This is a genomic window from Algibacter lectus, assembly GCF_900112395.1.
GTDB lineage: Bacteria > Bacteroidota > Bacteroidia > Flavobacteriales > Flavobacteriaceae > Algibacter > Algibacter lectus.
In genome coordinates this window covers 20,829-38,396 of sequence record NZ_FOLN01000001.1, presented here as the reverse complement: position 1 = coordinate 38,396, position 17,568 = coordinate 20,829, and the positions used below count along the sequence as shown (strand labels likewise).

11 protein-coding genes and 1 tRNA gene are annotated in these 17,568 nt (G+C 33.3%); 11 read left to right on the top strand and 1 reads right to left on the bottom strand.

Translation table 11 applies throughout. The features are described from left to right. Positions 1-39 precede the first annotated feature (39 nt). The 8 genes from gndA (at position 40) to BM246_RS00125 (ending at position 11,701) form a co-directional block, all read left to right on the top strand. A complete protein-coding gene (gene gndA, locus BM246_RS00160) occupies positions 40-1,920 on the top strand; it encodes an NADP-dependent phosphogluconate dehydrogenase (protein ID WP_083415645.1) in 1,881 nt (626 codons plus the stop codon). A 42-nt stretch (positions 1,921-1,962) separates the two neighbouring features. Then, positions 1,963-3,237 carry an Nramp family divalent metal transporter gene (locus BM246_RS00155; protein WP_074935309.1) on the top strand — a complete coding sequence of 425 codons (1,275 nt, stop codon included), beginning with the start codon at positions 1,963-1,965 and terminating at the stop codon, positions 3,235-3,237. A gap of 43 nt (positions 3,238-3,280) precedes the next feature. Next, the gene (locus tag BM246_RS00150; protein WP_074935308.1) at positions 3,281-4,381 is read left to right on the top strand and encodes a polysaccharide lyase family 7 protein; all 1,101 of its coding nucleotides are present in this window, start codon (positions 3,281-3,283) and stop codon (positions 4,379-4,381) included. A gap of 481 nt (positions 4,382-4,862) precedes the next feature. Continuing rightward, positions 4,863-8,018 carry a SusC/RagA family TonB-linked outer membrane protein gene (locus tag BM246_RS00145; protein ID WP_231961787.1) on the top strand — a complete coding sequence of 1,052 codons (3,156 nt, stop codon included), beginning with the start codon at positions 4,863-4,865 and terminating at the stop codon, positions 8,016-8,018. Between the two features lie 10 nt (positions 8,019-8,028). Continuing rightward, the gene (locus BM246_RS00140; RefSeq protein WP_083415644.1) at positions 8,029-9,387 is read left to right on the top strand and encodes a RagB/SusD family nutrient uptake outer membrane protein; all 1,359 of its coding nucleotides are present in this window, start codon (positions 8,029-8,031) and stop codon (positions 9,385-9,387) included. A 187-nt stretch (positions 9,388-9,574) separates the two neighbouring features. After that, entirely contained in the window at positions 9,575-10,285 is a 711-nt protein-coding gene (locus BM246_RS00135) for a FadR/GntR family transcriptional regulator (protein ID WP_042498685.1), read from the top strand. Between the two features lie 143 nt (positions 10,286-10,428). Further along, positions 10,429-11,199 carry an SDR family NAD(P)-dependent oxidoreductase gene (locus tag BM246_RS00130; RefSeq protein ID WP_042498688.1) on the top strand — a complete coding sequence of 257 codons (771 nt, stop codon included), beginning with the start codon at positions 10,429-10,431 and terminating at the stop codon, positions 11,197-11,199. Between the two features lie 67 nt (positions 11,200-11,266). Beyond that, positions 11,267-11,701: an RbsD/FucU domain-containing protein gene (locus BM246_RS00125; protein ID WP_074935306.1), complete on the top strand. Its 435-nt coding sequence runs from the start codon at positions 11,267-11,269 to the stop codon at positions 11,699-11,701. Between the two features lie 175 nt (positions 11,702-11,876). Here BM246_RS00125 and BM246_RS00120 read toward each other — a convergent pair. Then, positions 11,877-11,961 (bottom strand) — tRNA-Ser (locus BM246_RS00120). 253 nt (positions 11,962-12,214) lie between these two features. Between BM246_RS00120 and BM246_RS00115 the strand changes: the two genes are divergently transcribed. From BM246_RS00115 to BM246_RS00105, 3 genes are all read left to right on the top strand, one after another. Beyond that, entirely contained in the window at positions 12,215-12,844 is a 630-nt protein-coding gene (locus BM246_RS00115) for an NAD(P)H-dependent oxidoreductase (protein ID WP_074935305.1), read from the top strand. Positions 12,845-12,993: 149 nt separating this feature from the next. Beyond that, positions 12,994-14,187: a DegT/DnrJ/EryC1/StrS family aminotransferase gene (locus BM246_RS00110; RefSeq protein WP_042498690.1), complete on the top strand. Its 1,194-nt coding sequence runs from the start codon at positions 12,994-12,996 to the stop codon at positions 14,185-14,187. Positions 14,188-14,329: 142 nt separating this feature from the next. Further along, positions 14,330-17,266 carry a response regulator gene (locus BM246_RS00105; RefSeq protein ID WP_074935304.1) on the top strand — a complete coding sequence of 979 codons (2,937 nt, stop codon included), beginning with the start codon at positions 14,330-14,332 and terminating at the stop codon, positions 17,264-17,266. The last annotated feature ends 302 nt before the right edge of the window (positions 17,267-17,568 follow it).

Here is a 17,568-nt window from a genome sequence, read left to right as displayed (position 1 = left end):
TATTTAACGATATAAGGTTTATTTAAAACATTTAAGAATTTGAATAATGTAATCTTTATAATGGGAGTTTCAGGCTGTGGCAAGAGTACCATTGGTGAGTTATTATCTCAAGAACTCGAAATTCCTTTTTTTGATGGGGACGATTTTCATCCGCAATCGAATATAGATAAAATGAGTAGCGGTGTGCCATTAAATGATGAAGATCGTCATGGTTGGTTAGTTACGCTTAACGATTTGGCAAAAAGTGAATTACGAGATAATAGTTGCATTATTGTTTGTTCAGCTTTAAAGAAATCTTACAGAGATATTTTAAATACAGGTATTCAAAATCAAGTAAAATGGATTCATTTAGCAGGAAGTTTTAATCAAATTTTAGAACGATTAAATAAACGAGAAAACCATTTTATGTCTTCCAATTTATTGCAATCGCAGTTTGATACTTTAGAAGAACCGGAAAATGCTTTTGTTGTAAATATCGGTTCAAAACCAGAAGACATTGTTGAAAAAATTACAAATAAAATAAAGATGAAATCAGAATTCGGGTTATTTGGACTAGGCGTTATGGGAAAGAGTTTAAGTAGAAACCTGGCTCAAAAAGGATTTAAAATTTCGGTGTTTAATAGAGAGGAAAAAGGAACGGAAGAAGATGTTGCTATAAATTTCAAAAAAGCACATAAGGAACTTGAGACTGCTCAAGCTTATTCTGATATTGAAGCATTTGTAAATTCATTACAAACACCAAGACGAATTATGCTCATGGTGAATGCTGGTAAGATAACAGATTTGGTTATTGAAGATTTAATTCCCTTTTTATCAGATGGTGATATTTTGATTGATGGTGGAAATTCAAATTACTTAAAAACTAAAGATCGTTACGATTATTTAAAATCAAAACAGATCAATTTTATTGGTGTTGGAGTTTCTGGAGGAGAGCAAGGCGCATTAATAGGGCCTTCTATTATGCCTGGCGGAAATAAAGAAACGTATAATTTAATAAAACCGTATTTGGAAAGTATCGCTGCCAAAGATGCTAATAACCTGCCTTGTTGTACATATATAGGTGAAGAAGGTAGTGGGCATTTTGTTAAAATGGTCCATAATGGTATTGAATATGTAGAGATGCAATTGTTGGCAGAAGTTTACACTATTCTTAAAGCCATGGGAAATAATCCTGATGAAATTGCCAATATTTTAGAATCATGGAAACCCGAAGCTGATAGTTATTTATTAGGAATTACTGTAGATATTTTAAGAAAAAAGGATGGAGATGATTGGTTAGTAAATAAAATAGTAGATAAGGCAGGAAATAAAGGTACAGGTAATTGGACTACTATAGCCACAGCGCAATTAGGCGCTCCAAGTACTTTAATCGCGTCGGCATTATTTGCGCGCTATACCTCATTTTATAAAGAAGAAAGGCTTTTGGCTAGTCAAAACTTCAATATAAAACGATCTTCATTAGATTTAGATATACAAGATGTTTTAAACGCTTATCAGTTTGCTAGAATTATTAATCATTATCAAGGTATTAAACTGATTTCTGAAGCAGGAAGAACTTATAATTGGGAATTGAACTTAAGTGAAATTGCTCGTATTTGGACCAATGGTTGTATTATTAAATCTGATTTTATGGTAGAATTAATTCCAATTTTAAAAACGGATGATAATATTTTAAAACACGCTACTATTATTAATAAACTGAAAGCTCTGAAACCTTCAATAAATAAAGTGGTTTCTCAATGCATTTTGAATGAGTTAACAGCATCTTGTTTAAGTGAGTCTGTTAATTTTTTAAATGCGTATACAACCTCAAATTCTTCAGCAAATATAATTCAAGCACAACGGGATTATTTTGGAGCACATACTTACCAACGTATCGATGATGATTCGGGCAAGTTTCACCATACCAACTGGAATTAACCACTCCATTTTAACTAAATACACCGAACTAAACTAAATATAATGTCTGAATTAAAAGAGAAGAAATCTTTATTACAAAAAATTGTAGCCATAGTTTTGGGCTTTGGTCCAGGTATTTTTGCTATCGGTTATACCATAGGTACTGGTAGCGTAACCTCGATGATTGTTGCTGGAAGTAAATTTAATATGCAATTATTATGGGTGCTTTTAATTAGTTGTGTTTTTTCAGGAGTTTTAATGTTTGCCTATGGTAATTACGCATTGATTACCAGTGAAACGGCGCTTTACGGATTTAAAAAACATTTAAAATTTGGTAAAACTTTAGCCATATTAATTATTGTTGGCATTACGTTTGGTCAATGGAATTCATTAATGGGAATTTTAGGGATTTCATCAAACATTATTTATGAGATATTAGCCATTAATTTTGATGGATTAAGCGCTTATAAGTATGAAACTGTTTTAATAACAGCCATTATAATTATTGTTACGTTTTACTTATTAATGCTCGTTGGTAAGTACACATTTTTTGAGAAAATATTGGTTGTTTTTGTAACCTTAATGGGGTTCTCATTTGTACTTTCATTATGTTTTGTGCAGCCACTTTCTATAGATGTAGTTAAAGGCTTATTGCCCACTATACCAGATGTTCCTGGCGGTAAAATGCTAGTTGCAGCGTTTGTTGGTACTACCATGGCTTCGGCTACATTTCTATCTCGACCACTTTTTGTAAAAGGAAAAGGTTGGACTATTAAAAATTTAGATCAACAGAAAAAAGATTCCATTACTGCCGCCATATTAATATTTGTAATTAGTGGCGTTATTATGGCAGTAGCGGCAGGAGCTTTATTTTATCAAGGTAAAGAAGTTTCTCAAGTTTTAGATATGGCTAATACACTAGAACCTGTTGCTGGTAAGTGGGCCGTTTCTATTTTCTTTTTTGGAGCCTTAAGCGCAGGATTATCTTCTATTTTTCCGTGTTTATTAATAGCACCATTACTAATTGCAGATTATCAATCGGGAGAATTAGATACCAATTCGCGTCAGTTTAGGATAATAACTGCTGTAGCTTGTATGGTGGCTCTAATTGGTCCTGGATTTGGAGCAAACCCAATTGAAATTCAAATTCTATCTCAAGTATTTAATGTATTTGTGCTACCAATTGTAGTGTTAGGTATTATTCTAATGCTAAGCAGTACAAAAGTCATGAAAGATTATAAAACGAGTTTAGGTGTTTATATAGGGTTGTATGCTGCATTGTTCTTTTCTTTAGTGATTTCATACAACGGAATAGTTGCTCTTTTAGAATATTTCTAATGCTTAACTCATAAAAAATAAAACTAAATTAAACCATACCAAAATGAATACAAAAAACATATCAACAGGAGCTACGCTTGTCATTCTTAGTTTTTTTCTGAGTTTAAATAGTTGTAAAAATGAAACTAAAACAGAGAATAAAGAAGCCATTAAAGAAGAAGTAATAAAAACCGTTTACGCTAGTGATGTTATTCCTTTTTTTGATGATTGGAAATTAATTTTAGGAGACGGTTCTAATGTGGGAATAGCAAATAATTTTGAAAACAAAGATTTCTTTTACACAGCTAATGATGGCAAAAATGATTGGATTGTTTTTAAAGCACCAAATGGTGGAGATACGCATGGAACCTCGAATAATACTAGAACAGAATTAGCTCAAATAAAAAAGTGGTACCCAAAAGCAGCTAACGATAAATTGACGGCAACATTAAAAGTAATGAATGTATCTGCTACGGGTGATGCGCGTGTTGCAGCTTCTCACGCTGTAGTTGTGGGACAAATTCATAGTGCGGATAAGCATGAGAATGAACCCCTAAAAATATTTTACAAAAAATTCCCAGGGCATACAAAAGGTTCTGTGTTTTGGCATTATGAAATAAACACAGCGGGTGGTGATAATTCAGGAAGATGGGATTATTCAACGGCAGTTTGGGGAAACGATTTTTCGGTTGTTGGATTAGAAGAAAATACATATCCTGAAGAACCAAAAGACGGTATTGCTTTAGGTGAAGAATTTAGTTATGAAATTGAAGTAAGAGATGGTATTCTGAACTTGAAATTTACAAGTAAAGATCATGAAACCAGAACGTTTACAAAAAACTTAATAGAATCGGAATACACAACAGCCGCAGATATTCCTGAGCAAACACAAAAACTATTTGTACCTATTGGTCAAAATGGCGTAGAACGTGAAGCAGCATATACAGGAGAAGGTTGTTTTTTCAAACTGGGAGCCTATAATCAAACCAATGGAAAATCTCCGAAATTAAATAAAAACTGGTGTTCTGGTGCAGAAACACATGGCGGTGATATTGAAAAACAATATGCCGATGGAAATTATGCTGAAGTTTGGTTTAAAACAGGGAGTATAACTGTGAGTGATGCGGCAGTATCTAATGAAGAGTATTTCACTAAAAATGATTAAGAAATCTACAATATTTCTATTTGATATTTAAGTTAAAACTATTAAGACTAATTAATAGCGTGATTGAAGTTAATAGTAGATGTTGGAGTAGTATTTTAGCCTATTAAAACTACTCCAACAATTTAAATTTTCGAGGTATTTCTATATACTCGTAGTTCTTGGTACGCTTAACTTTTTATGGTAAACACAAAATTATAGTTAGTATCCTTTGATTTTTAGATAATTATATCAAAATTATATTTTGCAGTAACAACTTTTTCATATATATTTGGTACACCAGTTTGGAGTACCAATTTGGTGAACCAATAATTTGAATTTTATTAATCTTAAAAAAATAACAATTAAACTAAAAATTTATGACCGCCAAAGTGCCAGAAATTATCTAATTAATTTCTCGAGAGCAATGTGTTTTGCGTTGCATTTAACTAACTAAATAAAATAACCAATGAATTTAAAAACTAAACTATTTTTAATGTTAATAATGATATTTAATATATCGTTATATGCACAAGACGGGTACCAATTATCAGGTGCGGTATCAGACGAGGGTAATTTGCCTGTTCCTGGTGTTAATGTTATTGTGGCTAATACCACAAAAGGTACAGCAACAGATTTTGATGGAGGATTCAAAATTAATGTTAAAAGCGGAGATGTTCTTCTGTTTTCCTATGTAGGCTATGTTTCGCAATCGATTACAATAACAAATCAAAAAACGCTTAATGTTGTTTTAACTGAAGATTCTGCTCAATTAGACGAAGTTGTTGTGGTAGGTTACGGTACAACAAAAAAATCTCATCTTACAGGTGCTGTTGCAAAAATAGGAGGAGAAGATGTTGCTGCTGTACAAACCTCTCGTGTAGATGAAGCTTTAGCAGGAAAGCTTCCTGGTGTTAATATTCAAAATCAAAGTGGAGAACCAGGTTCAGATTTAAAAGTTCAAATTAGAGCGGGTTCCTCACTTTCGAGTAATTCCGATCCTTTAATTGTTGTAGATGGGTTTCCTATTTCAGGAAATTTAGCAACCGTAAACCCTAACGATATTGAGAGTCTAGAGGTCTTAAAAGATGCGGCTTCTGCTGCTATTTATGGTTCTTTAGGAGCAAATGGTGTTATTTTAATTACTACTAAAAAAGGGAAATCTGGAAAACTTAATTTTAGTTACAACGCCTATACAAGTACTTCAAGAAAGTATGTAAAGGATATTGAAATGCTTAAAACTGCAGGAGAATGGGCGAACGAATTACAAACCGGTGATTACGACCTTTCTTTAACTGACCCAGGATTATTGGAATACAGATTAGATGCATACGCAAATGCTCCAGATGTTGTGAGTATGGAAGATTGGCTTTTTAAGAGTGGTAATTCAACAAGTCATGATTTTAGTGTAAGTGGAGGGTCTGAAAATATAAAAGCATTTGCTTCACTTGGGTATTTAAATACCGATGGTATTGTAAAAGGGCAAGGTTATGAGAGGTATAACGGACGTATGAATATTGATGCGACTTTAAACGATAAGCTAAAAGCGGGATTAAGTATGAATGGGTTCTATGGTAACCAAGATATTGTGCCTTGGGAAATGAGAGATCTTTTAAGGTCTTATAGTATTAGTCCTATTTACCATACACAAGCCTCTATTGATTTTGTTCAGCAATTGGATGGTAAGAGACAAGCACTTTTCGATTCAGGATTTACAGGGAATAATATCGGTCAGTCTTTCGATAGTAATTATAGAGGAGATTTAAGTCAAAATTATGATGCGCATAGCATTTATGATTTGCAACCAGGAGACGTTGTAAACGATTGGCATTATGGTAGAAACCAAAATGGTATTGGAGGAACAGGAGATGCAGGCGTCGCTTCAAAATTCGATAATTCACAACGTTATAAGAAAACGCTTTATGGTAATGTAAGTTCTTATTTAGAATACGAGCTTATGGAAGGGTTAAAGGTGAAAACTATTTTTGGAGCTGATTTACGTGATGTTAATGAGTATGAATATCATGGTGTATTATCAGATGGTCAACAGCGTTCTACATCATCTAGTTTAGATATGTCAGACATAAAAAAATCGACTGTATTAAGTACAACAACTTTAAGTTATACGAAGTTATTTGCTGATAAGCATGATATTTCTGCTGTAGCAGGAATGGAATTTGTAAATACAAAGTACACTGGGCTTTCATCAAATGGAACTAACGTACCAGTAGGATATCCTTTAAACTATTCTTATTTTAATGCGGAAGATGTTATTTCGAATAGAATAGATGAAACACAATCAAGACGTGGTGTTTTCGGTAGGCTAGCTTATGCTTACGACGATCGTTATTTACTATCGGCATCTGTGAGAAGAGATGGTGATTCTCGTTTTGGATCTAACGAAAGATTTGCGGTATTCCCAGCGTTATCGTTAGGTTGGAATGTACATAAAGAATCTTTTTTAGAAGATAGTGAAGCAGTAAGTTTATTAAAACTTAGATTTAGTACAGGTTCCTTAGGTACCTCTTCAGATTTAGGTTCTTATAGTTCATTAAGTATTTTGGGAACGACACCTACCGCTTTTGGAACAGGTTTTTTAATTCCAGAAGATGTTACAAATCCAGATTTAACTTGGCAAACGAATAAAGAAACGAATTACGGTATTGATACTGGGTTTTTAAACAATCGTTTTAGAGTTAGTGTAGATTATTACACCTCTGATGTAAACAATATGCTAATTAATCAAAGTGTTTCTGAAGTTCTTGGTACACCTTCTATTAGACTTAACCGTGGAGATATTACTAGTTCTGGTGTAGAGATAGAATTGAATGCAAATATCATCCAAAATGATGGTTTTACTTGGAGTATGAATGCTAACTTATCTACGGTTGATACTAAAATTGCAAGTTTAGGTTCTGTTGATGAGTTACCGCGCCAAATTTATGGAGGACCAAGTGGAAGAGGTGCTGAGTTTAGAAATTATGTTGGTGGCGAACTTGGTGAAATGTGGGGTTATGAAAGTGCAGGTTTAGTTGAATCTATTTATATTGAAGATCCTACAAGAACTATTGGATATACCAGTGGTGTACATTATGTAGTAGATCAAAATGAAGATGGCTTAATTACTTATGAAGATGATTATGTAAAATTAGGATCTGCGACTCCAGATTTTTATTGGGGTTTATCAAGTAATATGAACTATAAAGATTTCGATTTTTCATTCCAATTTCAAGGATCTCAAGGTGCAGAAGTCTATAATATCGATCCTATCTACTGGCAATCTCATTTCCGTGATGCTACAGCACCTAGTTTTGATGTTGATAATGATGGTATTGCAGATAATAATGGTTTACATTATTTACAAACTAGAGATGTACATGGTTCAATGATTCAAGATGCATCATACATCGCTTTAAGAAACCTAACTATAGGATACACACTTAACCCAGATTTTATTAGTAAAATGGGTGTTGGTTCACTTAGAGTATATCTTGCCGCTACCAATTTGTTATATGTAATGGGTAAAGATTATACGTCATTCAACCCTGAAGGAATAGAGATTGAAAATGATGGTTATGGAGGTCCAACCACTTATGGATACCAAGAAGGGGCAAGTCCAATTGTAAGAAGTTTTACTTTCGGTGTAAATGTTAATTTTTAATTAAGAGAAAATGAAAAATATAAAAACGATATATACAGTATTTGCAGCTATGCTGTTGCTAACAGCGTGTGATAATGATTTGGAACAATCACCTGAATTAGATTTAGAGGCAAGTAAATTGGTAGAGTTCGAACCGGTTTTAAATGCAGCATACTACTATCAAACAGGCGTTGCCATGCCGCAATTGGTTATGGGTGATTTTAGAGCAGACAATATGTTAATGTTAGAAAATCCGCATACTTCAATAGATACTTATGACTCCGATCTAGGAGGAGGCGATATGGCGGGAGCTTTTTTTAGTCCAGTTTATAGTAATTTGTATAAAGCCATTTTAAGTGCTAATAATGTTATTGAAAATTCATTAGACGATACCCAAATCAATGAGGCTAAATTTTTAAGAGGATTATCTTACTTTAAGTTAGTCATGATTTTTGGTGATGTTTCTGTAATCCTAACGCCTCAGCCATCCGTGTCAGAGATTCCTGATGTAGATTTAACAAGACAACCAGTTGCCGATGTTTACAATAATGTTATCATTCCAGATTTACAAGATGCTATTGCTGGCTTAACCAATTCCGGATTAGCAACAGGACGAGCGTCGCAAATTGCAGCAAAGGCATTTCTTGGAAAAGTATACATGTACAGAGGTGATTTTGCTAATGCAGCAACAATGCTGGCAGAGGTTTTGAGTGATGCCGTAGTTGAAGGTGTAACTTTAGAACCTAATTTTGCTAATGTTGTTACGGATGTAAGTTCAGAAATTATTTTTGCAACTCAATTATCATCTTCTATTCCAAATGCCGATGGTACGTCGTCTTCATCAACATTTGTTGGATGGTTTGCAGGAAATGATACAAAATCACTTACACCTTTAGATCCGCGTTTAACAGCTGCTTTCGATGCTAGTAGTGCAGCTGGTGGAGGTACAGATTTAAGAAAAGCTTTAACTATTGATGCAGCAGGAGGTAAAGGAGTTAAGTACACGGGAGGTAACAGCGATCAGGACTTTATAGAAATGAGATTGTCTGATGTTATCCTAATGTATGCAGAGGCATTAAATGAATCTACAAATGCAACAGGAGCACAATCTGCAACTATTTTAGCAGGTTTAGACGCTATTAGAACTAGAGCAGGGTTAACCTCTTTAGTAGGTACTGCAACAACGCAAGCTGATGTGGAAACTGCCATTCAAAAAGAAAGAAGAGTAGAATTAGCTTTGGAAGGACATAGATGGTTCGATTTGGTTAGAACCGGAACTGTTGATGCTGAAATGGGGCAAACCATTTCTAGTAACTACTATGTATTTCCTATTCCAAGTACAGAAATCACTGCCACAAATGGCATCATTACTCAAAACACAGGGTATTAATTATATTAAAATAGATAAAAGAAATTAGTGTTGGATTAGTTGTATTAGGTTACCTAACCTGAGGGTGGAAGGGGAAGGGTAACCTTTTATTTTTCTAATACAGAATATAATATGTTTTGTTTTTGTAAATGGTATAAATTTAATAATTTCGCGAACCAATCTGGTGTACCAATTTAATTTGCTTTATATGAACATAAATGTGCTTTCTAAAAATGAAAATCAAGAAATTACTAGTATTGTTAAAAAACTAATTTCTCAAATAAGCGATTTAATTACTAGTAAACATTTAGAACCAGGGGATAAATTACCTGCAGAACGTGTATTGGCAGAAAAATTTGGTGTAAGCCGCAGAAGTGTAAGGGTTGCTATTCTTAAATTAGAATCATACGGGATATTAATTTCAATGCCACAAAGTGGAACATTTGTAGCAAACATTGGTACTATTGCCATGAATGGTATGGTAGAAGATATACTAAGTCTTGGTATACCTAACTTTAAATCACTAGTAGAAACTAGGATTTTACTAGAATTAAAAACAGTTAGGCTTGCTGCAAATAGACGTACAGATGCAGATTTAAAAAGAATTAACAAGGCCTTAAATGCCCATAAGGCAAAATTATTGGCGAAAGAAGATGCAGTTCAAGAAGATTTATTGTTTCATTTAGCAATTGCAAAAGCAAGCGGAAATGTTACAATGAATGAAATTATGATAGGTATAACACCTCAGATTATTGTAGATTTTAAAAAGTACCATAAAGATTATGATACTTTAGATGAATTGAGAATAAGAGAGCATACCGAAATTTATGAGGCTATTGAGGATCAAGATCCAGATTTAGCTGAAAAAAGAATGAAAGAGCATTTTAAATTATTATACGAGTATTGCGACGTTAGTTAACACTGTAAGAACAAAATAAAGAACAAATATTCGTGATTTAAATCTTTATTTTTTCTACTTCCGCACTTGTATTGAATACATTAAAATGAAAATATATGAAGCGATAATTTTAAAATTATCAGCTCAATCAATATAAGAATAATATGATAAAAAATGACAAATTAAGCGGGAAAAATGTACTTATAACTGCTGGAGCTCAAGGGATTGGAGAGTCTATCACTAAGCACTTTATTGATAACGGAGCCCATGTTGCTATTCACTATTTTTCTAGTGCAGATACGGCAAACGAATTAGTGGAATACGCTAAAAATAAAGGCCAAAATGCCGTTGCTATCAGTGGCGATTTAACAAAAGAATTTCATGCAAATTCACTGGTTGATAAAACAATAGAAGTATTAGGCGGAATAGACATTCTTATTAATAACGCAGGTTCACTTGTAGCACGTAAAATGCTGAATGAAATGGAGGCCGAATTTTGGCACAAAGTTATGGATATCAACATGACATCTATGATGTTTGTAACGCGAGCTGCAGCACCTTATCTTGCAAAAAACCTTAATAGTAGTATTGTTAATTTGGCATCACTTGCGGGACGTAAAGGTGGTCATCCTGGTTCATTAGTTTACGCCACTAGTAAAGGCGCCATACTAACGTTCACACGAGCGCTATCAACAGAACTGGGGCCACTAGGAATTCGAGTTAATGCTGTTGCTCCAGGGCTTATCCTTGGAACATCATTTCATAATACGCACACAACGAAAGAATCGGCTGATGAAACAATTTCAGGTATTCCAATTCGTCGTGCTGGAAACACAGCCGATGTAGCTAGAGCTGTTTTATATTTAGCATCGGAGTACGATGGTTTTATAACAGGAGCGACATTAGACATTAATGGGGGTGTTTACAATATGTAGTTCTTTTTAAAATTGAAAAAATTGAATTCCAAAAGTATTAATAACTAATCGTTGTAAGATATAGTCGATGTTAAAAACGCCAGTTATACACCCAACAATTATGGAAGTGTTGGCACGTTCGGGCCATTTTGCACAAGTAGTAATTGCAGATGGTAATTTACCCGTTGGCGCCATGACGGGACCTAACTCAACCACCGTACATTTAAACTTTAAACCAGGCTTGTTAGATGCTATTACAGTACTTGAAGGCATACTAGAAGTTTGCCCAGTTCAAGGAGCAATCGTTATGGAAAAGCCTGTTGAAGCAAATGCCGAGATACACGATGCTTATAAAAAATTATTGGGGGAAGTTACTTGGTATGAAATGGAACGTTGGACCTTCTATGATAAAATTAGAGATCCCAATACCACATTAATTATTCAAACAGGTGAACAACGCCGCTTCGCAAATTTAATATTAACGGTGGGTGTAGTAAAAATGGCGGAAGAAAGTAATTTTTAAAAGTCTAAAAATCAATAATAAAAAATAGAAACCCTCTACTAAGTAATGAAAGTAGAGGGTTTTTTATATAGCTGTTTTTTAAAATAGAAGTGTATTAAATAATAGCTTAACGGTACCTAATATTTCACTATAAAAAAATAAAACCTCGTAAACATATAGCTTACGAGGTTTTTTGCGGAGAATGAGGGATTCGAACCCCCGGAGGTGTGACCCTCAACAGTTTTCAAGACTGCCGCATTCGACCACTCTGCCAATTCTCCTGAGTGCCTCATCAGGTTATTCCCTGAATGCGGGTGCAAATATAAGAGCCTTTTTCGATGTATTCAAATAAAAATAAAGTTTTTTTCAATTATTTTTAAAACTATTTTATAACCTATTCATTTTTAGACTAAAACAATAAAAATAAATTTTGAGTAAAAATCAACAAAACCCATAATGCTAACATTTCCTAAGTAATTCAAAAAAAACAAACTTATAAAACCTTACTTTTGTAGAACAATTAAGTAAAACTAAATGGATATTATAAAACAGTTGCAATGGCGTTATGCAACCAAAAAGTTCGACGCTAGCAAAATACTAACACCAGCAAAGTTAAATACGCTAAAAGAGGCCTTTAACTTAACCGCAACTTCTTTTGGTTTACAAACCTTAAATTTAGTTATTGTAAAAAACAAAACACTTCGCGAAACCCTATTACCGCATTCCTACAACCAACCCCAAGTGGTAAACGCATCGCATTTACTAATAATATGCATTCAAGAAAATATAGAAGATAGCGATGTTATCGACTATTACAACAACATAAAAACCATACGTAACACACCAGAGAGTATCCTAAACCCATACCGCGAGCAACTCCAAGTTATGATGCAGAAAAAAACCGTAGAGCAACGCCAAAGCTGGTCTAAAAACCAAGCCTACATTGCCCTTGGTAACCTCATGACGGTTTGCGCAATCGAAAACATAGATGCTTGCCCAATGGAAGGTTTTATACCTGAACAATATGATCAAATATTAAAACTCGGGGAAAAAGGATTAAAATCCGTATTAATCCTACCTGTAGGATATCGCGCCGACGACGATATGTTTTCAACCCTAAAAAAAGTTAGAAAACCAATTAACCAAACCGTTATAGAAATTTAATATCTTTGGGCGTTACCACAAGGGTCGGGCTTTCACTACTCAATCTTTTTGTTTTTTAAGGAAAACAAAAAGGATTTCAAACAAGCCGTTCAATCCCTAACGCAGAAGTAACCGTCCAACATAGAATAAAAAGATAAAACAATAATAATATGCCAGGATTCGAATTATTTGGAGAATTAGAAAAACAAGAAGTAAACGATGTTTTAGACAATGGCGTTTTAATGCGCTATGGTTTCGATGGTATGCGTAAAGGACATTGGAAAGCTAAAGCCTTAGAAAGTGAACTACAAAACACCTTTCAATCTAAACACGTACAACTTGTATCAAGCGGTACAGCAGCTGTATCTGTCGCTTTAGGATCAGCAGGTGTTGGAGCAGGAGATGAGGTTATTATGCCAACCTTTACCTTTGTAGCTAGTTTTGAAGCTATAATGATGTTAGGTGCTATTCCTGTTTTAGCAGATATCGATGATACTTTAGGTTTAAACCCAGAAGCTGTAGAAGCAGCCATTACACCAAAAACAAAAGCCATTATGGTGGTGCAAATGTGTGGTAGTATGGCAAATATGGATGCACTTAAAGCAATTGCAGAAAAGCATAACTTACTTTTAGTAGAAGATGCTTGCCAAGCGATTGGCGGAACTTTTAACGGACAGCCATTAGGTAGCGTTGGAGATCTTGGATGTTTTTCGTTCGATTTTGTAAAAACCATAACCTGTGGAGAAGGTGGAGCCGTAATCACCAATAACGAGAAATATTATACCAATGCCGATCATTATAGTGATCATGGTCACGATCATGTTGGTAGCGATCGTGGTGCTGAAACACACCCGTTTTTAGGATACAATTTTAGAATTTCAGAATTACATGCTGCTGTAGGTTTAGCTCAAGTAAAACGTTTACCAGAATTTTTAGATATACAAAGACGTAATTTTAATATTATACGTGAAGCTTTATCCACCATTCCAGAAGTTGTTTTCCGCACCGTTCCAGAAGGTGGTGTAGAAAGTTGCGCATTTTTAAACTTCTTTTTACCCGATTTAGAAACTTCTAGAAAAGTAATAGAAGCCTTTAAAAATGGAGGAGTAGATGCGTGTTGGAATTATTTTGATAACAACTGGCATTACATTCGTAAATGGGATCATCTAAAGAATTTAAAATCGTTGTTTCCTATCTCTAAAGAAGTAAAAGAAGGATTAGAATATCTTCAAACAAGAACATTCGAAAAATCTGATCATTATATTTCAAGAAACATATCATGTCTAATTAAACTTTCATGGACAGAGGAAGAAGTTAAACAACGCGCCAATAAGATGGCAGAACTCATTAAAAGTGTATTATAGGCTATAAATAGAATATATAATAATACAAACATCAAAAAGGCTTTAAATTTTAAATTTAAAGCCTTTTTGATATAAACATTTTAACTGCAACCATCTGTTTTTTATATAATTGCGTATATTTAATAAGCTATTAATTATTCTTATGAAATTCGCATCCTTTCCATTTTTATTTTTGGTCTGTTTTTGTTCTTGGGGACAAAATGATAAAAAAATCGATTCTGCTGTAATTGCAAAATACAAGACAAAGGTAATTCAGTACATAAACCCAAAGCCCGACAGTGCGCTTTATTATATAAAAAAAAGCTTTAAAGTAGCTCAAAAAAGTAACTATCAAAAAGGGATTGCCGATACTGAGTATTTATATGCTCAATATTTTAGACGGACTCAACAAACGGATTCAGCTTTGTATTATTTTCAAAGCTCAGCAAGAAGATCAGAAAATGAAAAGTATAACATTGGGGCGGCAATAGCTTACAATGGTTTATGCAGAAATTTGTACCTCCTAAGCAAATTTAAAGATGCAGAATTTGCTTGCGATAAAGCTTTATTAAACATTAATAACGAAGACGAACTTTCTTATATGACCAAAGCTGATACATATACAGCCTTGGGAACTATTTATAAGCAACAAGATTTTATAAAAAAAGCCCAAATGTACTTTTTAAAGGTAGATTCTATGCACATTAAAAAATCTTTAAGACCAGATGTAATAGCTGCCGCATATCAAAATTTAGGAAATATTTACTTAGGGTTTGATGATTTTAATCTTGCCGAATCGTATTACGTAAAAGCAAACAATCAGTTTGAAAAGCTCCCAGCGGCAGCTGCTGAATATTATATGAGTACAAATAATGTAGAATTAGGTAAACTCTATTTTAAACAACAAAAATTAAACTTAGCAGATAGCATTTTGACTCAGTCTCAGAAATTCTTTTTTAAAATTAAAGATTTGAGTAATGCCGCAGAAATAGGTACAACATTGGGGCTTATTAAATTAAAGAAAAATAAGATAGAAGAAGCAGAAACGCATTTTACAGAATCTTTTGAGTTTTATAAGGAGTTTAAATTTAATTTACAAGCCGCAACAAATGCCCTTGAACTTGCAAAGCTGTCATTATTAAAAAATAGTTTACAAAAAGCTTTATCATGGTCTCAAGTTGGAATTCAATTAAATAAAAGTATTAATAATAGCATAATTAAAAAGGATTTGGCATTTGTTTTGGCAGATATCTATATTCAATTGGGAGAACATGAAAAAGCAAATAATTTCAATGAAATAGGATATAAGATAAAAGATTCGCTTAGTCAAATTCAAATTGCTGAAACGATTAAGGAAATAGAAGGAAAATATCAAACAGAACAGAGAGATGAAGAAATAAAATCTTTAAAAGCGGAAAACGAATTAGCCCAACAGCAAAAAAAGAATCAACGTAACTTATTAGTAGCTGGGTTAGGGTTTACAACACTTGCTGGAATATTTCTTTTTCTTTTATTTAGAAATCGTCAAAAAACAAATAAGAAACTTAAAGAGTTAGATACCGCAAAATCAAACTTCTTCGCGAATATATCTCACGAGTTTCGAACGCCTCTTACTTTAATATTAAACCCTATTGATGCGGCTATTGCGGATCCATCACTTTCAGATAACAAAAGAGAGCAATTTATTGTTGCTAAGCGTAATTCAGATAGATTATTATCATTGGTAAATCAGCTTTTAGATCTTTCAAAAATAGATGCAGGTCAACTTAAACTTCATATTCAAAAAGGAAACATTCAAAATATTATTTCTGGTTTAGCCGAATCGTTTAAATATTCAGCAGAACAACATAATATTTCCTATAAACTAAATATTGAAAAGCGTAAAGAAGAATCTTGGTTCGATAAAGATGCTTTAGAAAAAATTGTAGTTAATTTACTTTCCAATGCCATGAAATATACGCCAAAAGATGGTGATATAAGTTTTAATTCAGTTATAGAAAATAATACATTATTATTAAGGGTAAAAAATACGGGAGTTGGCTTTACAAAAAGCGAATTAGAAAACATATTTATGCGTTTTTATCAAACCGATGCACAAAATGAAGGCACTGGTATCGGTTTAGCTTTAGTAAAAGAATTGGTGGAGCTTCACAAAGGTACTATTAATGTCGATAGTGAATCTAAGGAATGGGTTTGCTTTTCGGTTTCGCTACCTATAGATGAAAACAGTTTTAAAGATGAAGAATTTATAAATGCTACAGCTAATATTACATCGAGTTACAAAGTACCTCTTATGGAAGAATCTGAAGTTACTGACGATGAATTTGAAGCAAGCCATAAACCTATCCTTTTAATTGTTGAAGATAATAATGACGTAAGAAGTTTATTGAAACAAAACTTTGAAAGCGATTATAATATTCTAACAGCCTCAAACGGGCAAATAGGAATAGATTTAGCTATAGAACGCGTTCCAGATATTATAATTTCGGATATTATGATGCCTGTAAAAGATGGTGTTTTTCTAACCAAAACGCTAAAAAATAACGAGCTTACAAGTCATATTCCTATTATTTTACTTACGGCTAAAGCTGGTGATAAAAACGAATTAGAAGGCATAGAAATTGGTGCTGACGATTATTTAACTAAACCCTTTAGTTCTAAAATTTTAAAAGCAAAAGTATCTAATCTTATTGCTATTAGGCACAAGCTTCAAAGTCGCTACAGTCAGGAAATTGTATTAACACCTAAAGATATTGCTATTACTAATTTAGAAGAACAATTTTTAAATAAAGTTCAGCAAGTTCTAGAAACAAAGCTTATAGAATCTTCTTTCAATGTCGAAAACTTTAGTAAAGCTGTCGGTATGAGCCGTATGCAACTGCATCGAAAAATAAAAGCACTTACTGGTTTATCGGCGTCGGAATTTGTTAGATCACAACGTTTGAAATTAGCAGCTCAACTTTTAAAAACTTCCGATATTAATATTTCACAAGTTGGATATTCGGTTGGTTTTAACGATCATTCTTATTTCGCAAAATGCTTTAAGGATACTTACAAGTGCACACCAACCGAGTATGCCAAAAAGCATGAAAGCTCATAAATATTTAATAGCAGACTTCTTTTCTTTAATAATTATAAAAATTTGTCCATAATATTTTCAATATTCATGTAGGCTTAAATGTGTCTACTGTAATTAAATACATGTGAAATTTCTTTCTTAAATCAAGCTGTTACTAGCTTGTTACATATGTTATATGTATTGTTACATATTTTATAACTACCATATTGTTAGTGTTTTATATTTGAGGTAATTATTAGCAATAGTTTTTACCTGAATAGAAAGTGGCACACAAAAACAAAACTTATAACGGTAAAATTGAATCTCTCCCGAAGCATAAAATT

Excerpts from the sequence above, each read along its gene's own strand:
- BM246_RS00155 (WP_074935309.1), top strand. The coding sequence starts at position 1,963 with ATGTCTGAATTAAAAGAGAAGAAATCTTTATTACAAAAAATTGTAGCC.
- BM246_RS00150 (WP_074935308.1), top strand. The coding sequence starts at position 3,281 with ATGAATACAAAAAACATATCAACAGGAGCTACGCTTGTCATTCTTAGT.
- BM246_RS00145 (WP_231961787.1), top strand. The coding sequence starts at position 4,863 with ATGATATTTAATATATCGTTATATGCACAAGACGGGTACCAATTATCA.
- BM246_RS00140 (WP_083415644.1), top strand. The coding sequence starts at position 8,029 with ATGAAAAATATAAAAACGATATATACAGTATTTGCAGCTATGCTGTTG.
- BM246_RS00135 (WP_042498685.1), top strand. The coding sequence starts at position 9,575 with ATGAACATAAATGTGCTTTCTAAAAATGAAAATCAAGAAATTACTAGT.
- BM246_RS00130 (WP_042498688.1), top strand. The coding sequence starts at position 10,429 with ATGATAAAAAATGACAAATTAAGCGGGAAAAATGTACTTATAACTGCT.
- BM246_RS00125 (WP_074935306.1), top strand. The coding sequence starts at position 11,267 with ATGTTAAAAACGCCAGTTATACACCCAACAATTATGGAAGTGTTGGCA.
- BM246_RS00115 (WP_074935305.1), top strand. The coding sequence starts at position 12,215 with ATGGATATTATAAAACAGTTGCAATGGCGTTATGCAACCAAAAAGTTC.
- BM246_RS00110 (WP_042498690.1), top strand. The coding sequence starts at position 12,994 with ATGCCAGGATTCGAATTATTTGGAGAATTAGAAAAACAAGAAGTAAAC.
- BM246_RS00105 (WP_074935304.1), top strand. The coding sequence starts at position 14,330 with ATGAAATTCGCATCCTTTCCATTTTTATTTTTGGTCTGTTTTTGTTCT.